At 66.2% G+C, this 19,092-nt stretch carries 20 protein-coding genes; 12 read left to right on the top strand and 8 right to left on the bottom strand.

Translation table 11 applies throughout. From position 1 onward, the window contains the following. Positions 1-12: 12 nt before the first annotated feature. The 6 genes from ACQCSW_RS00695 to ACQCSW_RS00670 all read right to left on the bottom strand — a co-directional run bounded on the left by ACQCSW_RS00695 (position 13) and on the right by ACQCSW_RS00670 (position 5,613). Positions 13-2,508 (bottom strand): heavy metal translocating P-type ATPase, encoded by a 2,496-nt coding sequence (locus tag ACQCSW_RS00695; protein ID WP_426989034.1) that lies wholly within the window; start codon positions 2,506-2,508, stop codon positions 13-15. Positions 2,509-2,532: 24 nt separating this feature from the next. Then, a complete protein-coding gene (locus tag ACQCSW_RS00690; protein WP_426989032.1) occupies positions 2,533-2,763 on the bottom strand; it encodes a heavy-metal-associated domain-containing protein in 231 nt (76 codons plus the stop codon). Positions 2,764-2,832: 69 nt separating this feature from the next. Continuing rightward, positions 2,833-3,180, bottom strand: a complete 348-nt coding sequence (locus tag ACQCSW_RS00685) for a metal-sensitive transcriptional regulator (RefSeq protein WP_426989030.1) — start codon at positions 3,178-3,180, stop codon at positions 2,833-2,835. A gap of 319 nt (positions 3,181-3,499) precedes the next feature. Beyond that, a complete protein-coding gene (locus ACQCSW_RS00680) occupies positions 3,500-4,018 on the bottom strand; it encodes a universal stress protein (protein WP_426989028.1) in 519 nt (172 codons plus the stop codon). Between the two features lie 57 nt (positions 4,019-4,075). Further along, positions 4,076-4,837, bottom strand: coding sequence for a class F sortase (locus ACQCSW_RS00675; RefSeq protein WP_426989026.1), 762 nt, complete (start codon positions 4,835-4,837; stop codon positions 4,076-4,078). Between the two features lie 104 nt (positions 4,838-4,941). Next, positions 4,942-5,613 (bottom strand): hypothetical protein, encoded by a 672-nt coding sequence (locus ACQCSW_RS00670; protein WP_426989024.1) that lies wholly within the window; start codon positions 5,611-5,613, stop codon positions 4,942-4,944. Between the two features lie 341 nt (positions 5,614-5,954). Between ACQCSW_RS00670 and ACQCSW_RS00665 the strand changes: the two genes are divergently transcribed. From ACQCSW_RS00665 to ACQCSW_RS00655, 3 genes are all read left to right on the top strand, one after another. Then, the gene (locus tag ACQCSW_RS00665; protein ID WP_354251246.1) at positions 5,955-6,155 is read left to right on the top strand and encodes a hypothetical protein; all 201 of its coding nucleotides are present in this window, start codon (positions 5,955-5,957) and stop codon (positions 6,153-6,155) included. 108 nt (positions 6,156-6,263) lie between these two features. Further along, positions 6,264-7,409 (top strand): WD40/YVTN/BNR-like repeat-containing protein, encoded by a 1,146-nt coding sequence (locus ACQCSW_RS00660; RefSeq protein WP_426989022.1) that lies wholly within the window; start codon positions 6,264-6,266, stop codon positions 7,407-7,409. Then, a complete protein-coding gene (locus ACQCSW_RS00655; RefSeq protein WP_426989020.1) occupies positions 7,402-7,689 on the top strand; it encodes a MoaD/ThiS family protein in 288 nt (95 codons plus the stop codon). The genes ACQCSW_RS00660 and ACQCSW_RS00655 overlap by 8 nt, the downstream gene beginning before the upstream one ends. Before the next feature lie 120 nt (positions 7,690-7,809). On the opposite strand, the gene ACQCSW_RS00650 is transcribed toward ACQCSW_RS00655, so the two are convergent. Then, positions 7,810-8,046: a hypothetical protein gene (locus tag ACQCSW_RS00650; protein ID WP_426989018.1), complete on the bottom strand. Its 237-nt coding sequence runs from the start codon at positions 8,044-8,046 to the stop codon at positions 7,810-7,812. A gap of 237 nt (positions 8,047-8,283) precedes the next feature. Between ACQCSW_RS00650 and ACQCSW_RS00645 the strand changes: the two genes are divergently transcribed. Then, positions 8,284-9,360: an ATP-dependent DNA ligase gene (locus ACQCSW_RS00645; RefSeq protein WP_426989016.1), complete on the top strand. Its 1,077-nt coding sequence runs from the start codon at positions 8,284-8,286 to the stop codon at positions 9,358-9,360. A 189-nt stretch (positions 9,361-9,549) separates the two neighbouring features. Here ACQCSW_RS00645 and ACQCSW_RS00640 read toward each other — a convergent pair whose 3' ends face one another. Further along, on the bottom strand, positions 9,550-10,869 hold the full coding sequence (locus ACQCSW_RS00640) for an MFS transporter (protein ID WP_426989014.1): 1,320 nt from the start codon (positions 10,867-10,869) through the stop codon (positions 9,550-9,552). Between the two features lie 231 nt (positions 10,870-11,100). On the opposite strand from ACQCSW_RS00640, the gene ACQCSW_RS00635 reads away from it, so the two are divergent. The 8 genes from ACQCSW_RS00635 to pcaC all read left to right on the top strand — a co-directional run bounded on the left by ACQCSW_RS00635 (position 11,101) and on the right by pcaC (position 19,035). Continuing rightward, positions 11,101-11,916, top strand: coding sequence for an IclR family transcriptional regulator (locus tag ACQCSW_RS00635; protein WP_426989012.1), 816 nt, complete (start codon positions 11,101-11,103; stop codon positions 11,914-11,916). Positions 11,917-12,054: 138 nt separating this feature from the next. After that, positions 12,055-12,936, top strand: coding sequence for a shikimate dehydrogenase (locus ACQCSW_RS00630; protein ID WP_426989010.1), 882 nt, complete (start codon positions 12,055-12,057; stop codon positions 12,934-12,936). Continuing rightward, positions 12,936-14,846 (top strand): bifunctional sugar phosphate isomerase/epimerase/4-hydroxyphenylpyruvate dioxygenase family protein, encoded by a 1,911-nt coding sequence (locus ACQCSW_RS00625; RefSeq protein WP_426989008.1) that lies wholly within the window; start codon positions 12,936-12,938, stop codon positions 14,844-14,846. Before ACQCSW_RS00630 ends, ACQCSW_RS00625 begins: the two co-directional genes overlap by 1 nt. Positions 14,847-14,910: 64 nt before the next feature. Further along, positions 14,911-15,693, top strand: a complete 783-nt coding sequence (gene pcaH / locus ACQCSW_RS00620) for a protocatechuate 3,4-dioxygenase subunit beta (protein WP_160676190.1) — start codon at positions 14,911-14,913, stop codon at positions 15,691-15,693. A 1-nt stretch (position 15,694) separates the two neighbouring features. Then, positions 15,695-16,258: a protocatechuate 3,4-dioxygenase subunit alpha gene (pcaG, locus tag ACQCSW_RS00615; RefSeq protein WP_426989006.1), complete on the top strand. Its 564-nt coding sequence runs from the start codon at positions 15,695-15,697 to the stop codon at positions 16,256-16,258. Next, complete coding sequence (locus ACQCSW_RS00610) at positions 16,255-17,772, top strand: lyase family protein (protein WP_426989004.1); 1,518 nt, start codon at positions 16,255-16,257, stop codon at positions 17,770-17,772. The genes pcaG and ACQCSW_RS00610 overlap by 4 nt, the downstream gene beginning before the upstream one ends. After that, on the top strand, positions 17,765-18,583 hold the full coding sequence (locus ACQCSW_RS00605; RefSeq protein ID WP_426989002.1) for an alpha/beta fold hydrolase: 819 nt from the start codon (positions 17,765-17,767) through the stop codon (positions 18,581-18,583). The genes ACQCSW_RS00610 and ACQCSW_RS00605 overlap by 8 nt, the downstream gene beginning before the upstream one ends. Continuing rightward, positions 18,580-19,035: a 4-carboxymuconolactone decarboxylase gene (gene pcaC / locus ACQCSW_RS00600; RefSeq protein ID WP_426989000.1), complete on the top strand. Its 456-nt coding sequence runs from the start codon at positions 18,580-18,582 to the stop codon at positions 19,033-19,035. The genes ACQCSW_RS00605 and pcaC overlap by 4 nt, the downstream gene beginning before the upstream one ends. Positions 19,036-19,092 lie beyond the last annotated feature (57 nt).

The raw sequence follows: 19,092 nt of genomic DNA, 5'->3' as shown, positions 1-19,092 counted from the left end.
CCGCATGAGGACTTACTTGCCGAAGCTGCGCAGCCGGAGCGAGTTGGCCACCACCAGGACGGAACTCGCCGCCATCGCGGCACCGGCAATCATCGGGTTCAAAAGGCCCAGGGCGGCCACAGGAATGCCGATGGCGTTATAGAAAAATGCCCAGAACAGGTTGGTCTTGATGGTGGCCAGCGTCCGCCGGGACAATTCGATGGCCTGTGCCACCTGTCCCAAGTCATTGCCCATGACGGTGAGGTCCGCCGCCTCGATGGCCACATCGGTACCGGATCCCATGGCGATGCCCAAGTCAGCCTGCGCCAGCGCGGCGGCATCATTCACGCCGTCGCCGGCCATCGCCACAATGGCCCCACCCGCCTGGAGCCGACGGACGGCGTCCACCTTCCCGGCAGGCAGAACACCTGCATAAACATCGTCAGGGGAAATGCCGACGGCGGCAGCGACCTGCGCGGCCACCGCGGCGTTGTCTCCGGTCAGCAGAATGGGGCGCAACCCGAGCTTCTTTAGCTTTGCCACAGCTTCCGAGGATCCCGGCTTCACGGTGTCGCGGAGACTGATGATTCCGGCAGGGGTGCCGTCCACCGCCACCCAGATGGCCGTGGCGCCGGTGGCTTCCGCCTCGGCCAGCGCCTCCAGCTGCGCGCCGGAAGGGCGGACGCTATTCTCCGTGAGCCAGCCGGTGCGGCCCGCCAGGATCACTCGCCCTTCAGCGGTTCCCACCACTCCGCCGCCTGGTGCCGAACGGAAGTGTTCGACGGCGGGGAGCCGCCCGCCGTCGTCGTGCCCTGTTTGCGCCTCAACAGCCGCGGCCGCGATGGCGTGTGCGATCGGGTGCTCCGAGCCTGCTTCGACGGCGCCCGCGAGCCGCAGCACTTCCTCGCCCTGGTAACCGTCAAACGCGAGAGTGTTGCCCACGGCGAGTTTTCCGGTGGTGACGGTGCCGGTCTTGTCGAGCAGGATGGTGTCCACCGTGCGGGTGTCTTCGAGGACCTGCGGGCCCTTAATCAGGATGCCCAGCTGGGCTCCCCGTCCGGTTCCGGTGAGCAATCCCACCGGAGTGGCAAGCCCCAGGGCGCAAGGGCAAGCGATGACAAGGACAGTGACTGCGGCGGTAAAGGCGGCCCTAAGCTCGGCAGGCTCAATCACCGGGCCGCTGAACGCAAGCCACAGCGCAAACGTGAGCACAGCGATGGCCAGCACGATCGGGACAAAGACGGCGCTGATCCGGTCGGCGAGGCGGGCGATGGGGGCTTTGCCAGTCTGTGCCTGCGAGACCAGCCGGGCCATCTGTGCCAGCGTGGTTTCGGAGCCCACGCGTGTGGCCCGGACCAGCAGCCGGCCGGACGTGTTGATGGTGGCGCCGGTTACTTTGCTCCCGGGCTCCACCTCCACCGGGACGGATTCGCCGGTCAGCAGGGATGCGTCCACAGCTGAAATGCCGTCGATCACCTCTCCGTCCGTGGCGATTTTTTCGCCCGGGCGGACCACCACGACGTCTCCCACGCGGAGCTGATCGGCGGGGACTTTATGTTCGGAGCCGTGATGAAGGATGGTGGCATCCTTGGCGCCGAGGTTCAGCAGCGCTCTGAGGGCGTCGCCGGCCTTCTGCTTGGCGTTGGCTTCGAGGAACCGGCCCAGAAGCAGGAACGTGGTGACCACGGCGGCCACTTCGAAATAGAGACCGGCGGAGTCCATTCCGGCCATGGCCGGCTGTTCGGTCATGCTGGGGTCCACGGCGAGTTGCCACACGCTGAACAGGTAGGCGGCAGCGACGCCTATCGACACCAGCGTGTCCATGGTGGACGCCAGGTGGCGCGCATTGATGGCCGCAGCGCGGTGGAAGGGCCAGGCCGCCCAGCTGACCACCGGAAGCGCCAAGGCCCCGGCCACCCAGCCCCAGTTGGGAAACTGCAGTGCCGGAACCATCGAAATCGCGAGGACGGGGAGCATCAGTATCACGGCGAGGATCAGTCTTGGCCGTAGTTGGGCCGCCTTGCCGCCGTGGGACATGTGGTCACTTAGCGCACCGCCTTCGGCGCCATGTTGCGGGCGGTCGTCAGGCGCGGCACCGTCGGAGACATGCTCTGCATGCTCGCTCGTGCCTCCCCGGCGGCCCCCTGGCCTCGCAAGCTCGGCCAAGGAACCCTGCCCCCGTGGGCCCATCTTAGACGCATGCTGCCGCATGCCCCCGCCATCGCCGCCTGCGGACATCGAGCCGAGCACGTCGGTTCGGTCGCCGGCACTTTGGCTCGGGTACCGCGCGAGGCGGACCGTGGCTTTGTAGCCCGTTGCGTTGACGGTGTCTACAATCTGCTGGTCCGTGATGCCGGCTGGGACTGTGACGTGGGCGGATTCCAGCGGCAGGTTGACCGAGGCTTCGACGCCGTCCAGTTTGCCCAGCTTCTTTTCCACGCGGTTCACGCAGGAGGCGCAGGTCATGCCCTCGATGTCCAGTTCAACCACCCTGCTTTGGGGCTGGTGACGGAGATGGTCTGTGCTCATGTGGGATCCCCTGATCGGACAGCGCTACGCGTCGTTGGCAACAACCAGGTAGCCGGCTTCGGCGACCGCTTCGCCGATCTCGGACGGCGACAGCTCCTGGCTTGAGGTGATGGTGACGGTGGAAATGCCGCCGGCGTTGAGTTCGACGTCGACCGTTTCAACCCCGGCGAGTGATTCAAGTTCTTCGCTGACGGACGATATGCAGTGACCGCAGGTCATGCCGGACACGTTGACGGTGGTGGAGGTGGTGCTCATGGCTGGCTCCTTCAAGAGGGCCGGCGGTGGCCGGCCGTGAATGGGTGGTCGGTTGTCAGTGGCAGGTGGTCAGCGGAGGAGGCGGCCGATGGCCTCTGTGGCTTCCTTGACTTTGGCGTCTATGGCCTCAGCGCGAAGGGCAGGATCGGGTTCCCCGGCGGCACCCACAACGCAGTGGCCGATGTGCTCTTCCACGAGTCCCAGGCTCACGGCGTGCAGAGCCTTGGTGACCGCGGAGACCTGGGTCAGGATGTCGATGCAGTATTTGTCCTCATCCACCATCCGGGCGATGCCGCGGACCTGGCCCTCGATGCGCTTGAGCCTACGCAGGTATGCCTCTTTGTTGGCGGTGTAGCCATGCGGAGGCGCCGGGGCGGTACCAGTGGGTGTGGCCAAGGTTTCCTGCGAAGTTTCCATACTGCCAACATATACCCGGTGGGGGTATATAGCAAGTACCCCCCGGGGGTATCAATTTCGGGGATGCTTTGCCACGACCCTGGCAGGTGCGGTTGTGGGAGGGCACAAAAAAGCTCCGGAGTGCGTTATTGGGGGATACGCACTCCGGAGCAGCATTTGGGCAGATCCACCGGCCGTTGCGACCGGATCCTTCTGCTTGAATTAGCTTACTTGCCAGTATGGCCGTCCGCTACCACCTCGAATAAGTACTTTCGCTTTATTATTTCGGTCACCCAAAACCGCCCCGGATGGGGCGGGGCGACGGGTTCAGGTGACCGGCTCAGGCATCGTCCTGATGCGCCGGCCTGCGGTAGGGAACCACCAGCACTGGCCGGCTTTGATGATGCGTGAGCCAGAGTCCCACGGATCCGTTGAGCAGTTCGGAGACCCGGTGGGACAGGCCGCGCTCCGACGTTCCCACGATGATCATGGGCGAGTTGGTTTCCGCGGCGAGCCGGGCGAGGGCGCGGCCCGGATCCCCCGCCAGGGTCCGCAGTGTCCAGCCCACGGGGGCGCCCGACGTCGCGGCGTCGGCCACGGCTTCCGCGATCACTCCCCTGAGTTCCGTGGTGACCGAGCGGATGTCGTCGTCGTCCTTGTCCGGGTGCAGCGACAGCCGGTGCGCGGATCTGGTCGGATCCCATTCCACCAGGTAGCTGGCCTCGTCAACATAGGCACACAGCAACGGCGCTGCCAGTTTGGCCGCCAGGGATGTGGCGGTCCTCAGCACTTCCAAATGCTGATGGGGCAGCACCCCCACCAGCAACGGAGGCGGACCACTGAATCGTTCGGGACTCATAGGACCATTCTGTGCCTGCACGGCGCCGCTGAACAGGGCCTTCGGCGAGTGGACGTTTCAGCCGGCAGCGGGCGACGCCGAGACCACCACATTCTTCCCCCACGGGTCTTCTGTGTAGCAGCTGATCAGGACCACGCGGCTGGGCACCATGTCCCAAATGGGGCTGTCTTTGAGACTGTCCTTGAGGTAGGTGGTGACACTGTCAACGCGGTAGGGGATGGTGCCGGTTGCGGTGACGACGTCGAAAGTGTCGCCGACCACGGCAGCGGAGCTGAGGTGGTTGAACGGGGCGTCCCGGCCCTCCCAGCTGTGCCCGATGATGTAGGTGGTGTTGCCCGACCCGTTGCCGGGAGTCCCGAACGGTGTCAGCCAATACCCGTCCATGGTGGTGGGCGGCACGATTGTCTGGCTCTCGACGGCGGTGCTGTCCGGCGTCAGCGGATACACGGCCGTGTCCATCGCGGCTTTCGGATAGACGATCCGCTGCGGGGCCGAAGCCTCCGGGAGGACCGGCCCGGTGGCCACGGGCGCCGCTGCAGCTGGCACGGATGCAGACGGTGCAGACGGTGCAGACGGTGCAGACGGTGCGACCGGAAGGCCCGAAACGGCCAGGGGCAACGGCAGTTGGATGGACGACGTTCCGGACGAGTAGGCTGCAGCGTTTGTTCCCGGCGTTGCGGCCCCATGCAGGTCCAGCAGCGATCCACCGAACGTGAAGGACACGAAGCCCAGGACGCCGCAGGCCAGGATGGCGATGTCTCCGCGGTTCAGGCCGCGGCGCCGTTTCGGCACTTCGTGCCGGCCGGATTGCTTTGCCACGATGCTCCTCAGGCTGTTGGAAAGTGTGCTTACAGGAAGGGCGCCCCGCCTTGAGTTGGCGGGGCGCCCCCTGCGTGTCAGCTCGGCCCAGTCCGAGCTGGGGCCTAGTCTGCCTTTGGTTCCAGGGACCTGCGGCGTACGGCCACCAGTGCACTGGCGCCGAGCATCACGCCCAGGCCCGCGAGCCAGGTAGGAGCACTCTCAGCTCCGCCCACTGCGGTCTGCGCGTTGAAGCCCTGGTTGGTACCCTGACTGACAGCCGATGCCCCGGTGCCGGCCGGCGTCTGTACCGTCGCCGGTGCGGCGGGGGTCTGTGCGGCGGGGGTCTGTACGGTGGGGGTGACTGTGGTGACCGGCGTCTGGACAACGACCGCTGACTCCACCACCGGCGTTTCAACCACGGCGGGCGGGTCGACCACGACGGCTGGAGGATCGACCACGACGACGGGTGGGTCCACCACGACGACGGGAGGATCGACCACGACGACGGGAGGATCGACCACGACGACGGGTGGGTCCACCACGACGGGTGGGTCGACAGGCGGATAGACCGGAGGTTCCTCACCCGGAGGCAGCGGGGCACAGTTGGCGATGTAGGTTATCTTTCCGGCGTTCGTCCAGTTCAGCCCCCCTGGTACGGACGTGTTCGGCGGAATGATGTCTGTGGGATGCCCGTCGTGGCCGGCCAGGCCGTTCACGTTTAATCGAATTGCGCCCCAGCCCGTTCCGGTTTGTGCGCCGTCGTGGCAGATGATGACCATATTAGGAGCAGCCATGGCTGGTGCTGTCAGACTGATTAGCCCTAGCCCAATAACTCCCAGTGTTGCAAAGGTACGTTTCATTGTTTTCTCCCCAGATTGTCTAAAACGAACCATGATGAGGGGGAGTAGCGGTGACTCTGAGTGCCCCAGCAGCACGGTCAACTTGCTTGTCGCTTCAGGTTAGGGCGGCCGCAAGAGGCAGTCGCGGGTACCGTGTACTCGTCTTTTTGTCCCATTGACCTGCGGCGATACCTGCTTGTACGCGGAAATGGGAGCCCACTACTGGAGTGTTGCCACCCTTGAACGTGGACACGGCGGCGCCTAACGTTGGAGCATACGAAAGGTGCGTGACCGGCATGGAAATCTACATGTGGTGGCTGGATCTGAACCTGGAAACCAAGGAATGGCTGCGGGAAAACCTCCGTGCGGCGGAACTGCCGCTACCGGTGCTGCAGGGCATCGCCGAAGCCGGCGGGCCGCATCCGGGCACCCCGGCGGCTGTCCTCACCGAAGCCGACTGGGATTTCATTGAGACGCAGTCCGAATTCGTCGACTAACAGGCGCCGCCGGCACGGCCCATGCGTCCAGTCCACGCCGGACCAACACACTCGGACCAGTCCACATAGCGAAGAAAAGCGTTGCGGCCCTCCGTCTGGGGTGGTTGCATGGGGTGCATGGCAACCGCAGATAACTTTCTCTTAGCGATCGGGACCAAAAAAGGCCTCTGGCTGGCCATGAGCCAGGACCGGAAGAAATGGTCCTTCTCCGGCCCGCATTTCCTGATGAGCGAAATCCCCAGCATCGGGATCGACACGCGGGACGGCCGTACCCGGATCATGGTTGGCGTCAGGTCCGAGCACTGGGGCCCCACGGTGGCCCACTCCGATGACCTCGGCGCCACCTGGACCGAACCTGAACAGGGCGCCATCAAATTTCCCGAAGGCACCGGCGCGGCAGTGGAGCGCATCTGGCAGATCTACCCGGACGCAGAATCGCGGCCAGGGGTGGTGTGGGCAGGCGCCGAACCGATTTCAGTCTGGAAATCCACTGATGGCGGCGAGCATTTCGAACTCAACCGCGGGCTCTGGGACCATCCTCATCGCAGCGACTGGGGTGCGGGCTACGGCGGCGCCGCCGCTCACTCCATCGTGGTGAATCCGGCCGGGGACAAAGTCCACGTCGCCATGAGCACCGGCGGTGTATACCGCTCGCTTGACGGCGGTGCGTCCTGGGAGCCCCGCAACAAAGGGATCTCGGCGCACTTCATGCCGGACCCCAATCCTGAGTTCGGCCAGTGCGTCCACAAGATCGCGGCGGATGCTGCGGTGGAAGGACGGCTGTACGCGCAGAACCACCACGGCGTCTACCGCACGGATGACAACGGCGAAAACTGGAACTCCATCGCCGAGGGCCTTCCGGCCGACTTCGGTTTTGTGATGCTGACGCATCCGCGGCGGGAAGGAACCGCCTGGGTTGTGCCGCTCAAGGCCGACGGCGAGCGGATCCCGCCCGAGGGAATGCTTGCCGTACACCGAACGGACGATGCCGGGGCCACCTGGAAGCGCCTCGATACAGGCCTGCCCGAGAGGGAGTACAACAGCGTCCTCCGCGACGCCGCGGCCGTGGATTCCTCCGAGCCGGCCGGCGTCTACTTCGGAACGCGCGGCGGCACGGTGTACGCAAGCGCAGATGAAGGGGAGACGTTTGCTGAGGTTGTCAGCCATCTCCCGGATGTCCTGTGTGTCCGCGCCGCCCTGGTCTCCGGGGCCGGACTGAAGCTTCCGGAAACGGCAGCGGCCCGCGGTGCCTGACATCAGCGTGGTACTTCCCAGCATCCTGCAGCCCTTGGCCGGCGGGCAGTCCATCCTGACTGCGCCCGTCGAAGGGGCGGTGACGGTGGGAAAACTGCTGGATTCGGTGACCGGGGGTTACCCGGTGCTGGCCAGGCGACTGCGGGACGAGACCGGAGCTCTTCGCCGGTACGTGAATATTTACGTTGCCGGCGACGAGGTGCGCCGGCTCCAGGGCCTGGAAACCGAGGTGTCGCCCGGGCAGGAGGTGCTGGTCATCCAATCGGTGGCCGGCGGTTAGAGCCGAAATATCTCTCGGGCGGTCCGGCGGGCAGTCCTGACTGACTGCGCCCGCCGTCGTGCGAGATTCCATGGTCCAAGATTCGGCAAGGAGGTTCTCCGCCGTGGCAGTAAACCTGGGTCAGGCAATCCGCCAGACGCTGCATTCGTCCGTATTGATCGCTTTCCGCGAGCCGGTGTGATGGTCCATGATCCAGACGACGCCGATTCCCGGTGCTGTCTCCTGGACTAGGCCACGGCGGATGACCACGTCGTCGTAGCTGGGGCCAACAGAGAGGCGGGCCTCGATTTCATCGCCGCGGTGGAGCTGGTCCAGGGCGCGGACTCTTGTTACATGGGCTTTGGCTTCCTTCAACATTGGGCCTCCTGGCTGGAGCTGGTGCCTGGCTTGCCGGCACTTCCAGTGTGGCCGGGCAATGTTGCGCCCTGGTTTCCTCAACGTTAGATGCCGGTTAGTTCTCTGCGATCGATTCGTTTCCGCCGGCACCAGGGGATTCGGCGAATGCCACGCGTCAAACCCCGCCGGGGCCCTCGTTGGGGCATCGTGCCAGTTCAGGCCTACCGCCGGCGGGCCTCCCGGGCAACAATGGGCACTATGCAACTTCCCGTGATGCCTCCCGTCCCGCCCATGCTCGCCAAGGCCGTCAGCGGAATGCCCGACGGGGCCCTCAGCTATGAGCCAAAGTGGGACGGGTTCCGGTCCATTATTTTCCGCGACGGCGATGAGCTGGAGATCGGAAGCCGCAACGAAAAGCCCATGACCAGGTACTTTCCCGAGCTTGTGGAAGCCCTGAAGGAGAACCTGCCGCCCCGCTGCGTCCTAGACGGCGAGATTGTCCTGGTGGGGGCTTCCGGTGACCGGCTGGACTTTGACGCCCTGCAGCAGCGCATCCATCCCGCCGCCAGCCGGGTGAAGCTCCTCGCCGAACAGACCCCCGCCAAGTTTGTGGCCTTCGACCTACTGGCCCTGGACGACGATGACTACACCGGCCGGCCCTTCGCCGAGCGACGGGCAGCGCTGGAAAAGGCGCTCGCCGGCAGCAAGGCGCCCGTCCACGTCACCGCGGCAACCCAGGACAAGGCCACCGCCGAGCAGTGGTTCCAGCAGTTCGAGGGCGCTGGCCTGGACGGGATTGTGGCCAAGCCGCTGGACGGCAGCTACCAGCCGGACAAGCGAGTGATGTTCAAAATCAAGCACGAACGCACCGCCGACTGCGTGGTGGCCGGCTACCGGGTGCACAAGAGCGGCCCGGATGCCATTGGATCACTCCTGCTCGGCCTGTACAAGGACGACGGCGGCCTGGCCAGTGTGGGCGTGATCGGAGCCTTCCCGATGAAACGCCGGCAGGAGCTTTTTGAACAGCTGCAGCCGCTGGTCACCGACTTCGACGGGCATCCGTGGGCATGGGCCAAGCAGGAGGAAGGCGAACGGACGCCGCGGAAAGCCGAAGGCAGTCGCTGGAGCGCCGGCAAGGACCTGTCCTTCGTACCGCTGCGGCCGGAGCTGGTGGTGGAGGTCAGGTACGACCACATGGAGGGCGAGCGCTTCCGCCATACCGCCCAGTTCTCCCGCTGGCGGCCGGACCGGGATCCTGAGTCCTGCACCTACGCCCAGCTCGAGGAGCCTGTGAACTTTGATCTCTCCTCGGTCCTGGAGACCGGCCGACCCTAGGCACTCAGTTCACCAGCGGCACCCGAGCCCGCCGCCCGCCGTCGTACGTTATTGCCCTTACGTTCCCGGCCGTGCGTTCCAGCCCGGTTGCTCCTGCGAGAGCACGGAAAAGCCCGGCGTGTCCTGGGACGCGCCGGGCTTTCCGGTAAGCAACTGGGCAGGAACGTCAGCTTCCCGCGGCGGCTGATGTTACTTAAGGCCGAGCTGCCTGGTGGGGACCTTGAAGGTTTCCTTGGCCGTCAGGGCGGAGATGGCCGCGATGCCGCAGATCACAGCGGTGAAGATGCTGATCTGGACCCAGCCGCCGGGCCTGATGCCGCCCATGGCTGCCACGATGGCGGGGGCGAAGCCGGCCATCAGGAAGCCCAGCTGGGTGCCGATCGCCAAGCCGGAGAACCGGACCTTCGTGCTGAACATTTCGGCGTAGAAGGACGGCCAGACCGCGTTGGAGGCCGCGTAGCCGAAGGCGAAGAAGCCGATGGCTGCGAGGAACATCAGCGGGATGCTGCCGGATTCGAGGCTGAGCAGGAATACCGGAGTCAGGATGGCGCTGGCCACGGCACCGTAGATGAAGACCGGTTTGCGGCCGATCCGGTCCGCGAGCTTGCCGAACAGCGGCTGGGTGCCCAAAGCGACCAGATTGGCGCCGACTACCAGCCAGAGCGTAGTCGTGCCGTCAACACCGGCGACGGTCTTGGCGTAGCTGATGGCAAGGGTGCCGAACACGGTGGAGACGGCGGCGATGAAGGCACAGCAGACCACGCGGATAACGTCGCGCCAGTGTCCCTTGAGGAGATCGGCTACAGGAAGTTTGGAAATCTGGGCCGTCTTCTGGGCTTCCTCGAAGGCGGGGGGTTCGTGCAGGGTGCGCCGGATGAAGAAGGCAACAATCACGACGACGGCGCTGAGCCAGAACGGGATGCGCCAGCCGATGCCGTACTTGATTTCGTCCGGGAGGGCGAGAACGGGGATGAAGACGAGGGCTGCGAGGATCTGGCCGCCCTGTGTGCCGGTGAGGGTCCAGGAGGTGAAGAAGGAGCGGCGGTTGTCCGGCGCGTGTTCCAGCGTCATGGAGGATGCGCCGGCCTGCTCGCCGGCGGCGGAGAGGCCCTGGCAAAGCCGCGCTAGCACCAGCAGGGCCGGAGCCCACCAGCCCACGGTGTTGAAGTCGGGCAGGCAGCCAATGATGAACGTTGAGGCACCCATCAGCAGCAGCGTGAACATCAGGACCTTCCGCCGGCCCACCCGGTCACCGAAGTGGCCCAGGATGACGGCGCCCACCGGCCGTGCCACATACGCGAAGCCGAAGGTGGCGAAGGACATGACGGCCGCGTTGGCCCCGGCGTCCGGGAAGAACACCGTGGGGAAGATCAGTGCGGCGGCGGACCCGAAGATGAAGAAGTCGTAGTATTCGACGGCGCTACCCAGGAAGCTGGCGAGGGCTGCCTTCTTTGGCGTCCCGGCCGGGGCAACGGTGCCCTGCCCGGCGGACGGAAGTGTCTGGCTCATGGAGTTCCTTATGTGTGACGACGTTGTCGCGGATGGATCTGGAGGGTCGCAGCCGCAGCGGCCTGAGTGGAGCTGGTGCGGTGCGGCTGGAGTCCGTTGAAAGACCCAGGCCAGTAGCCACATGGTGAGAGCTACTTGTGCGATACAGCAATGATGGCTGTGAGCGCAGTCACTTGTCAAGAAAATAATCACCATCTAGAAATAGTTCCCACGATGTGGCAACATCGTCGTATGAGTGTGAATCAAACCACAGCGCCCACTGACGCCGGCGCTGAGCCAAAGACGCCCAAGGGTGACCGTACGGACATGGTGGGCAAGGCTCTGGGGCTGCTTGTCCTCCTGGGTGACGAACCGCGTGGCGCCAGCGCTGCGGAGATCTCGCGCCGCGCCGATCTCCCCTTCAGCACCACCTACCGCCTCCTGGGATCCCTGACGCGGGACGGATTTGTGGACTATGAGCCGGACGGCCGCCGCTACCATCTGGGCCTGCGCATCTTCCAGCTCGGCCAGCGGGTCTCCAACCATCACGGATTTGCGGGCACGGCACTGCCAGTCCTTCGCCGCGTGACCGAGCAGACGGGGGAGGCCACCATCCTCAGTGTCCGCGACGGCCACCACCACCTCACGGTCAACAAGGTGGACGGCCCGCAGACATTCCGGGTCACCAGCGACCCCGGGCATCTGGGCGCGTTGCACGCGACAGCCGTCGGCAAGGCGCTGGTGGCTTTTACCGATGACACTGAACGTGAAGCCTTGCTTGAGGAGCTCGAACTGGAACCCCTCACCGAACACACCATCACGGACCGTGCCGCCTTCCGTGCGGAGATCGAGAAGGTCCGCCGGCAGGGATATGCCGTGATGGACGAGGAGAACGAGAACGGCATGCGCGCGGTGGCGGTACCGCTGTTCAATTCGCAGGGCCACGCCTTCGCCTCACTGGCCACCGCCGTTCCCGTGTTCCGCCTCAGCGTGGAAGCGCTTCTGGCCCACGTGCCCCTGCTGCAGGACGCCGCGGCCGAGCTGGCCGCGCGCTTGCCGCAACGGTAAATAGCCTCCAAATGTTCGTATGTAGAACAAGCGTGCGAGAAGTGAACAAGTGTTGTACTGTAATCCCTATCACCCGACCCGCCGCGGACGCTTCGAGCGCCGCCGCCCGCCGGGTGCCGTATCAAAGGAGCTGCCCGGATGAGCAATCGAACTGAGTCCTACCTCGTGGGACTGGTCGGCGACGGCGTGATGCCGTCACTTACTCCCCCCATGCACGAACGCGAAGGCGATGTGCAGGGCCTGCGCTACCTCTACCGCCCCATTGACCTGTTGGAGCTCGGACTTTCCGGCGACGCCGTGGGGGATCTGCTCAAGAGTGCCCGCAGCCTGGGCTTCAACGGCCTGAACATCACCCATCCGTGCAAGCAGCTCGTCCTGGCGCACCTGGACGAGGTCTCGCCGGATGCCCTCAGGCTCGGCGCCGTCAACACGGTCGTCATCGAGGACGGCCGTTTCATCGGCCACAACACCGACTACTCCGGGTTCGCCGCCGCGCTTGGCTCAGGCCTTCCGGGTGCGCGGCTGGACCGCGTTGTCCAGCTTGGCGCGGGAGGCGCCGGTTCCGCCGTTGCCTACGCCCTGCTGACCGCCGGCGTGAAGGCGCTGGACCTGGTGGACGTGGACCCCGCCCGGTGCGCGGCACGCGCCGCAGAGCTGGCGGGCTTGTTCCCGGGCAGCACCGTCACAGCGCGTACGACGGCGGAGCTGCCGCAGCTTATGCTGCTGGCCGACGGTCTGGTGCACTGCACGCCGGTAGGCATGGCCGCCCACCCGGGTGTCCCGCTGGACCTGGACCTGCTGGAAACCCGGCACTGGGTGGCGGACATCGTCTACCGCCCGATCGATACCGAACTGGTCCGCGGCGCCCGCGCCAAAGGCTGCGAGGTCCTGGACGGTGGCCGCATGGCCGTGGGGCAGGCCGCGGATTCCTTCCGGATTTTCACCGGGCTGGACGCCGACGCGGAACGCATGCGCAGCCATTTCCTGGAGCTCGTGGCCAAGGAAGAGGTGGCTGCCTGATGCGCACCGGAATCGCCACGGTCTGCCTCTCCGGCACCCTGAAGGAAAAGATGCAGGCCTGCGCCATCGCCGGCTTTGACGGGATCGAAATCTTCGAACAGGACCTGGTTACGTCGCCGCTCACGCCCGAGGACGTCCGCAAGATGGCGGCCGACCTTGGCCTCACGCTGGATCTTTACCAGCCGTTCCGCGACTTCGACAGCGTGTCCGAAGACCTCCTGGCCGCCAACCTCCGGCGCGCCGAAGCCAAATTCAAGCTCATGGCGCGGCTGGGCATGGACACCATCCTGGTCTGCTCCAACGTGGCCACGGCCAGCATCGACAGCGACGACCTCAGGGTTGATCAGCTCGGCAAACTGGCTGCACTGGCAGGGGACCATGGCGTCAAAGTGGCCTACGAGGCCTTGGCCTGGGGCAAATACGTCAACGACTACGAGCATGCCCACAAGCTGGTGGAAGCCGTGGACCACCCCAACCTGGGCACGTGCCTGGATTCCTTCCACATCCTGTCCCGCAACTGGGACACCACCCCCATCGAGGCCTTCAACCCGGAAAAGATCTTCTTCGTCCAGGTGGCAGACGCCCCCAAGCTCTCCATGGATGTCCTCTCCTGGAGCCGGCACTACCGGGTGTTCCCGGGCGAGGGACAGTTCGAGCTCGCCAAGTTCATGGGCCACGTGGTCCGGGCGGGGTACAGCGGCCCGGTGTCGCTGGAGATCTTCAACGACGTCTTCCGCCAGTCGGACGTGGAGCGCACCGCCGTCGACGCCATGCGGTCACTCATCTGGCTGGAGGAACAGAGCGCCAAGTGGCTGGATGCTGCTTCCGACGGCGGGACCGGCGGTGGTGCTGGTGGCACTGCTTCCGGTGGCACCCAAGCCCCCGGCCGCCGTCGTTATCCGATGGAACTGGCCACGCTCCCGCAGGTGACCGAACCGGCCGGCTACAACTTCGCCGAAGTCAGGGCGGCGGACACCAAAGGCCTGGAAACCGTCCTGGGCCAGCTGGGATTCGAGTTCAACGGCCGGCACCGCACCAAGGCCGTGCAGCTCTGGAGCATGGGCCACGCCCGGGTGATCGTCAACGAGGCCGCCCGCCTTGAGGGGGACACATCAGCGGAGGATGCCTCACCGGCCATCGCCGCTTTGGGGTTCGACGTCGACTCCCCGGTGATTGCCTCCGCCCGGGCCCAGCAGCTGAAGGCCCCCGCGGTCCCGCGCAAGAGCCAGGCCAACGAGGAAGTGTTCCAGGGGTTCGCCGCCCCGGACTCCACCGAGGTCTTCCTGTGCCAGGGCACCTCCGACGGCACCGCGGCCTGGACCCGTGAGTTCGGGGAGGGGCTGGAAAAGCCCGCCGCCGGACCCTCCGCCGTGATCGACCACGTCAACCTGGCCCAGCCGTGGCAGCATTTCGACGAGGCCGTCCTCTTCTACACGAGCGCCCTGGCCCTGGAGCCCCAGCCGTTCGCGGAGGTGCCCAGCCCCACCGGCCTGATCCGTTCGCAGGTCATGGCCACCGGGGACCGCGCCGTGCGGCTGGTGCTGAACCTGGCGCCGCTGAATCAGCAGCGCAAGACCTACCAGGAACACATCGCCTTCGCCGTGGATGACCTGGTGTCCACCGCCCGGGACTGCGAGGCCCGCGGGCTGGAGTTCCTGCAGATCCCGGCCAACTATTACGAGGACCTGGACGCACGCTTCGGGCTGGCGCCGGAGTTCCTGGCCACGCTGCAGGACCTGAACCTGCTGTACGACCGGGACGTGGACGGCGAATTCCTCCACTTCTACACCGCCACCGTGGGCAGTGTGTTCTTCGAAATGGTGGAACGCCGCGGCGCCTACGACGGCTACGGGGCCCCCAACGCCCCCGTGCGGCATGCAGTCCAGTACGACCACCTGCAGCACCGGTAAACCACCTGAACCACTCAGCAACACCACCAACACCAGCAGCAACAACCAGAGAAAGGAGGCCGCAGTGGAGACACAGCAGGATCTCAGTGCAGAGATAAACGCCATGGGCGATGCCTACGCGCGGGCGCTCAAGGACGGCGCCCCGGCCGAGACCCAGCCCCGGCTGGACTACGCGCCCTACCGCAGCAGCATCCTGCGGCACCCCACCAAAAGCCTGCACCACGCGGACCCGGAAACCATCGAGCTCTACTCGCCGGCGTTCGGCCACCAGGACGTGCACGCCCTGGAAGCGGACCTGACCATCCAGCACAACGGCGAACCCCAGGGCGAGCGGATCATCGTGGCCGGCAAGGTCCTGGACGGCGACGGCCGCCCCGTAGCCGGGCAGCTCGTGGAAATCTGGCAGGCCAACGCGTCCGGCCGCTACATCCACAAACGCGACCAGCACCCCGCACCCCTGGACCCCAACTTCACCGGCGTCGGCCGCTGCATCACCGGCCCGGACGGCTCGTACCGGTTCACCACCATCAAGCCCGGCGCCTACCCGTGGAAGAACCATGTCAACGCCTGGCGCCCGGCCCACATCCACTTCTCCATGTTCGGCACGGAGTTCACCCAGCGGATCGTCACCCAGATGTACTTCCCCGGCGACCAACTCTTCCCGCTGGACCCTATCTACCAGTCCATCGTGGACCAGGACGCCCGCGACCGCCTGGTGGCCACGTACGACCACAACCTGACCGAGCCCGAATGGGCCCTGGGCTACAACTGGGACATCGTCCTCACCGGCTCCAAGCGGACCTGGACCGAAAACGAGGCGCTCGGCGCAGCAGGAGACGAGGAATAACGTGAGCACAACCACCAAGCTTGTTCCCACACCCGGCCAGACCGTTGGCCCTTTCTACGGTTATGCCCTGCCGTTCGAGAAGGACAACGAACTCCTGGCGCCCGGCTCGCCCGGCTCCCTCCGCCTCCAGGGCACCGTTTATGACGGCGCCGGGGAAACCATCCCGGACGCCATCCTGGAGATCTGGCAGCCCGACGCCGACGGCAGGATCGTGCAGCAGACCGGTTCTTTGGTCCGCGACGGCTACACGTTCACCGGCTGGGGCCGCGCGTCTGTGGGCCACTCCGGCGTGTACACGTTCACCACCGTGAACCCGGGTCCCACCGAGTCCGGCGCCGCACCCTTCATCTCCGTGGCCGTGTTTGCCCGCGGCCTGATGAACCGGCTGTTCACCCGCGTGTACCTGCCGGAAAACGAGGGAGCCCTCGCCAAGGACCCGCTGCTCAGCTCCCTGGACCCGGACCGCCGCAAGACCCTCATTGCCCGCCGCGATCCCGACGGCGGACTCACGTGGGACATCCGCCTGCAGGGCGACGGCGAAACAGTCTTCCTGGACTTCCAGTGACGGAGACCCCCGGCACGGGAGGTACCGTCCGCTTCGAAACCGCCGCGGACGGCGACGTCGGCCTGCTCAGTCCCGTCTCGGCGTCGCCCCTGGTGACGGCGCTGACCGGTGACCGCGCGGTACTGGCGGCGATCCTCGCCGTCGAGTCCGGCTGGGCCGCCGTGCTGGAGAAGGCAGGCCTGGCGGCCGCCGGTTCCGCCGCCGTCGTGGCCTCCGCCGCCGAGGCGGGCCGCTACGACGCAGCAGACATCGCGCTCCGGGCCCAGGGCGGCGGCAACCCCGTCATCCCGCTGCTCGGAGACCTGCGGAAGCACGTCACGGCGCTGGACGGCGCCCGCATCGGCGCAGTGAAGGCGGTCCATACGTCGCTGACCAGCCAGGACGTGCTGGACACGGCCCTGATGCTGCTCGCGCGCAACACCGTTGAGGCGGTGCTGGCGGACCTGAAATGCACGACGGCGGCGCTCGCCTCCTTGGCGGAACAGCATGCGGACACGCTGGGCGTGGGCAGGAGCCTGACCCAGCACTCCCTCCCCTTTACATTTGGGCTGCGGGCGGCGCAGTGGTTCCACGGGCTGGCAGCTGCAGGACGGCAGCTGGGCAACGTGCAGTTCCCGGTGCAGTTCGGCGGGGCGGCCGGAACATTGGCCGCCGGAACCGTACTGACTGATGGCTCGGCCACCAACCCCTTTGACCTGGCCGACTCATTGGCGACGCAGCTGGGCCTCGGCACGGCACCGGCACCCTGGCACACGGACCGTTTGGCTGTCACGTCCCTCGGACACGCGTTGGCCTCGGTGCTGGACGCCGCCGGGAAGATCGCCATCGACGTCCTGTTCCTGAGCCGGCCCGAGGTGGCCGAACTCGCAGAACCGCGCGCCGCCGGACGCGGTGTCTCCTCGGCCATGCCGCAGAAGCAGAACCCGGTGTTGTCGGTCCTCATCCGCAGCGCCGCCCTCCAGGCGCCCCAGCTGGTGGCCCAGCTGCACCTGGCCGCAGCCAACTTCAACGACGAACGCCCCGACGCCGCCTGGCACACGGAATGGCCTGCCCTCCGCCAGCTTCTCCGTCTGGCACTGGGCGCGGCCGGGCACCTCCGGGAGCTCGCCGAAGGCCTGCAGGTTTTTCCCGACGCCATGCGCCGCAACCTGGAACTTGCCGGACCGCTGCTCCTGGCCGAAGGGGTGGGCGCCACCGTCGCCCCGCTGCTGGCCGAACAGGATGGCCGCAGCGGCAAGGAGCAGCTGCAGGCCGTGGTGGACCAGACGTTGCAGGCGCCCGCAGCCGACCAGGGCGCAACCTACCGCCGGCTGCTCCGCGAATCCGTCCCGGCGGAGACGCTTTCCGACGGGCAGCTGGCGGAACTCCTTGAACCGGCCCGCTACCTGGGCCAGGCTGCCGAGATCTCGCGCCGCATCCTGGCCGCCTACCCCGACTTTTGCCGCTTCACCCAGTTACCTGCCCACCCCGGGTCATCAGCAGACCCCGACCAGAACGGAGCCAGCCGTGGCTAAACCGACCCTGAAGGCTGTTCTGCTTTCGCCCGAACGGGCCCTTGGCGAACGTCCGCTGCTGGTGGTGGGCCCCTCCCTGGGTACGTCCTCCGTCCTGTGGTCCGAGGCGGCCGCCCTGCTCAGCAACGACTACGACGTGGTGGCCTGGGACCTGCCCGGGCACGGCGTCTCGCCCGCTGCCACGGAGACATTCGACATCGCCGGGCTGGCGGATTCAGTGGTGGACCTGGTGGACTCGATCGCCCCGGGCAAATCTTTCCACTACGCCGGGGTTTCGCTCGGCGGAGCCACCGGCCTCCAGCTGGGCATCAAGCACGGGGAACGCCTCAAGAGCCTGTCCGTCCAGTGCACCGGTGCCAAAATCGGCACCCCCGAAGCATGGCTGGAACGTGCTGAAACCGTGCGCAGCCAGGGCACTCCCGTGATGATCCAAGGCTCCGCGCAGCGCTGGTTTGCGCCGGGCTTTATGGACCGTGAACCGGAGCGGAGCAGCCGGCTCCTGCACGCCCTCCGCGACACCGACCGCTTCAGCTACGCTTTCTGCTGCGAAGCGCTTGCCGGCTTTGACGTCCGTGACGAACTCGGCAGCATCACCGTCCCCACGCAGGCAGTGGCCGGAGCGGCGGACACTGTAGCGCCGCCGTCGATGGCTCAGGAAACCGTTGATGGGATTACCGCCGGCGGCGGCACGGCAAATGCTGTGACGCTGGAGGGAGTGGCACACCTGGCGCCCGCCGAGGCGCCCGCCCACGTCGCCGAACTGCTGCGGACCCTCATCACCTGGAGCGAATCCCGCGAGGCAGTCAAGTGAACGGCGCAGAACGGAACGGCGTGGTCCAGCCGGGTGCCACCAGCCAGGCGATTTACGACGGCGGCATGATGGTCCGCCGCGAAGTGCTGGGCGCCGCGCATGTGGACCGGGCCAACGCCAACAAGGACGAGTTCACTGAGGATTTCCAGGACATGATCACGCGGATCGCGTGGGGTGGCATCTGGACCCGGCCGGGCATCTCACGGCAGATGCGCTCGGCGGTGACCATCACTGCGATGGTGGCGCACGGGCACTGGGAAGAGCTGGCCATGCATATCCGCGCGGCCATCACGAACGGCCTGAGCAGGGACGAAATCAAGGAAATTCTGCTCCAGACAGCCATTTACTGCGGTGTTCCGTCCGCCAACACGGCCTTCAAGACCGCCCAGCAGGTCTTCCAGGAATTGGACAATCCCGAAGTGGACCCCACCCACCCAACTGACTCGCATTAAACGTCGTCATTCGCGTGAATGACGACGTTTACTGCTAGCTAGTTGGGCACACAGAAT

This window comes from Pseudarthrobacter sp. Y6 (genome assembly GCF_050156205.1).
Classification (GTDB): domain Bacteria; phylum Actinomycetota; class Actinomycetes; order Actinomycetales; family Micrococcaceae; genus Arthrobacter.
The sequence above is the reverse complement of the archived record's forward strand: the minus strand, read 5'-3'. Positions and strand labels throughout refer to the sequence as shown.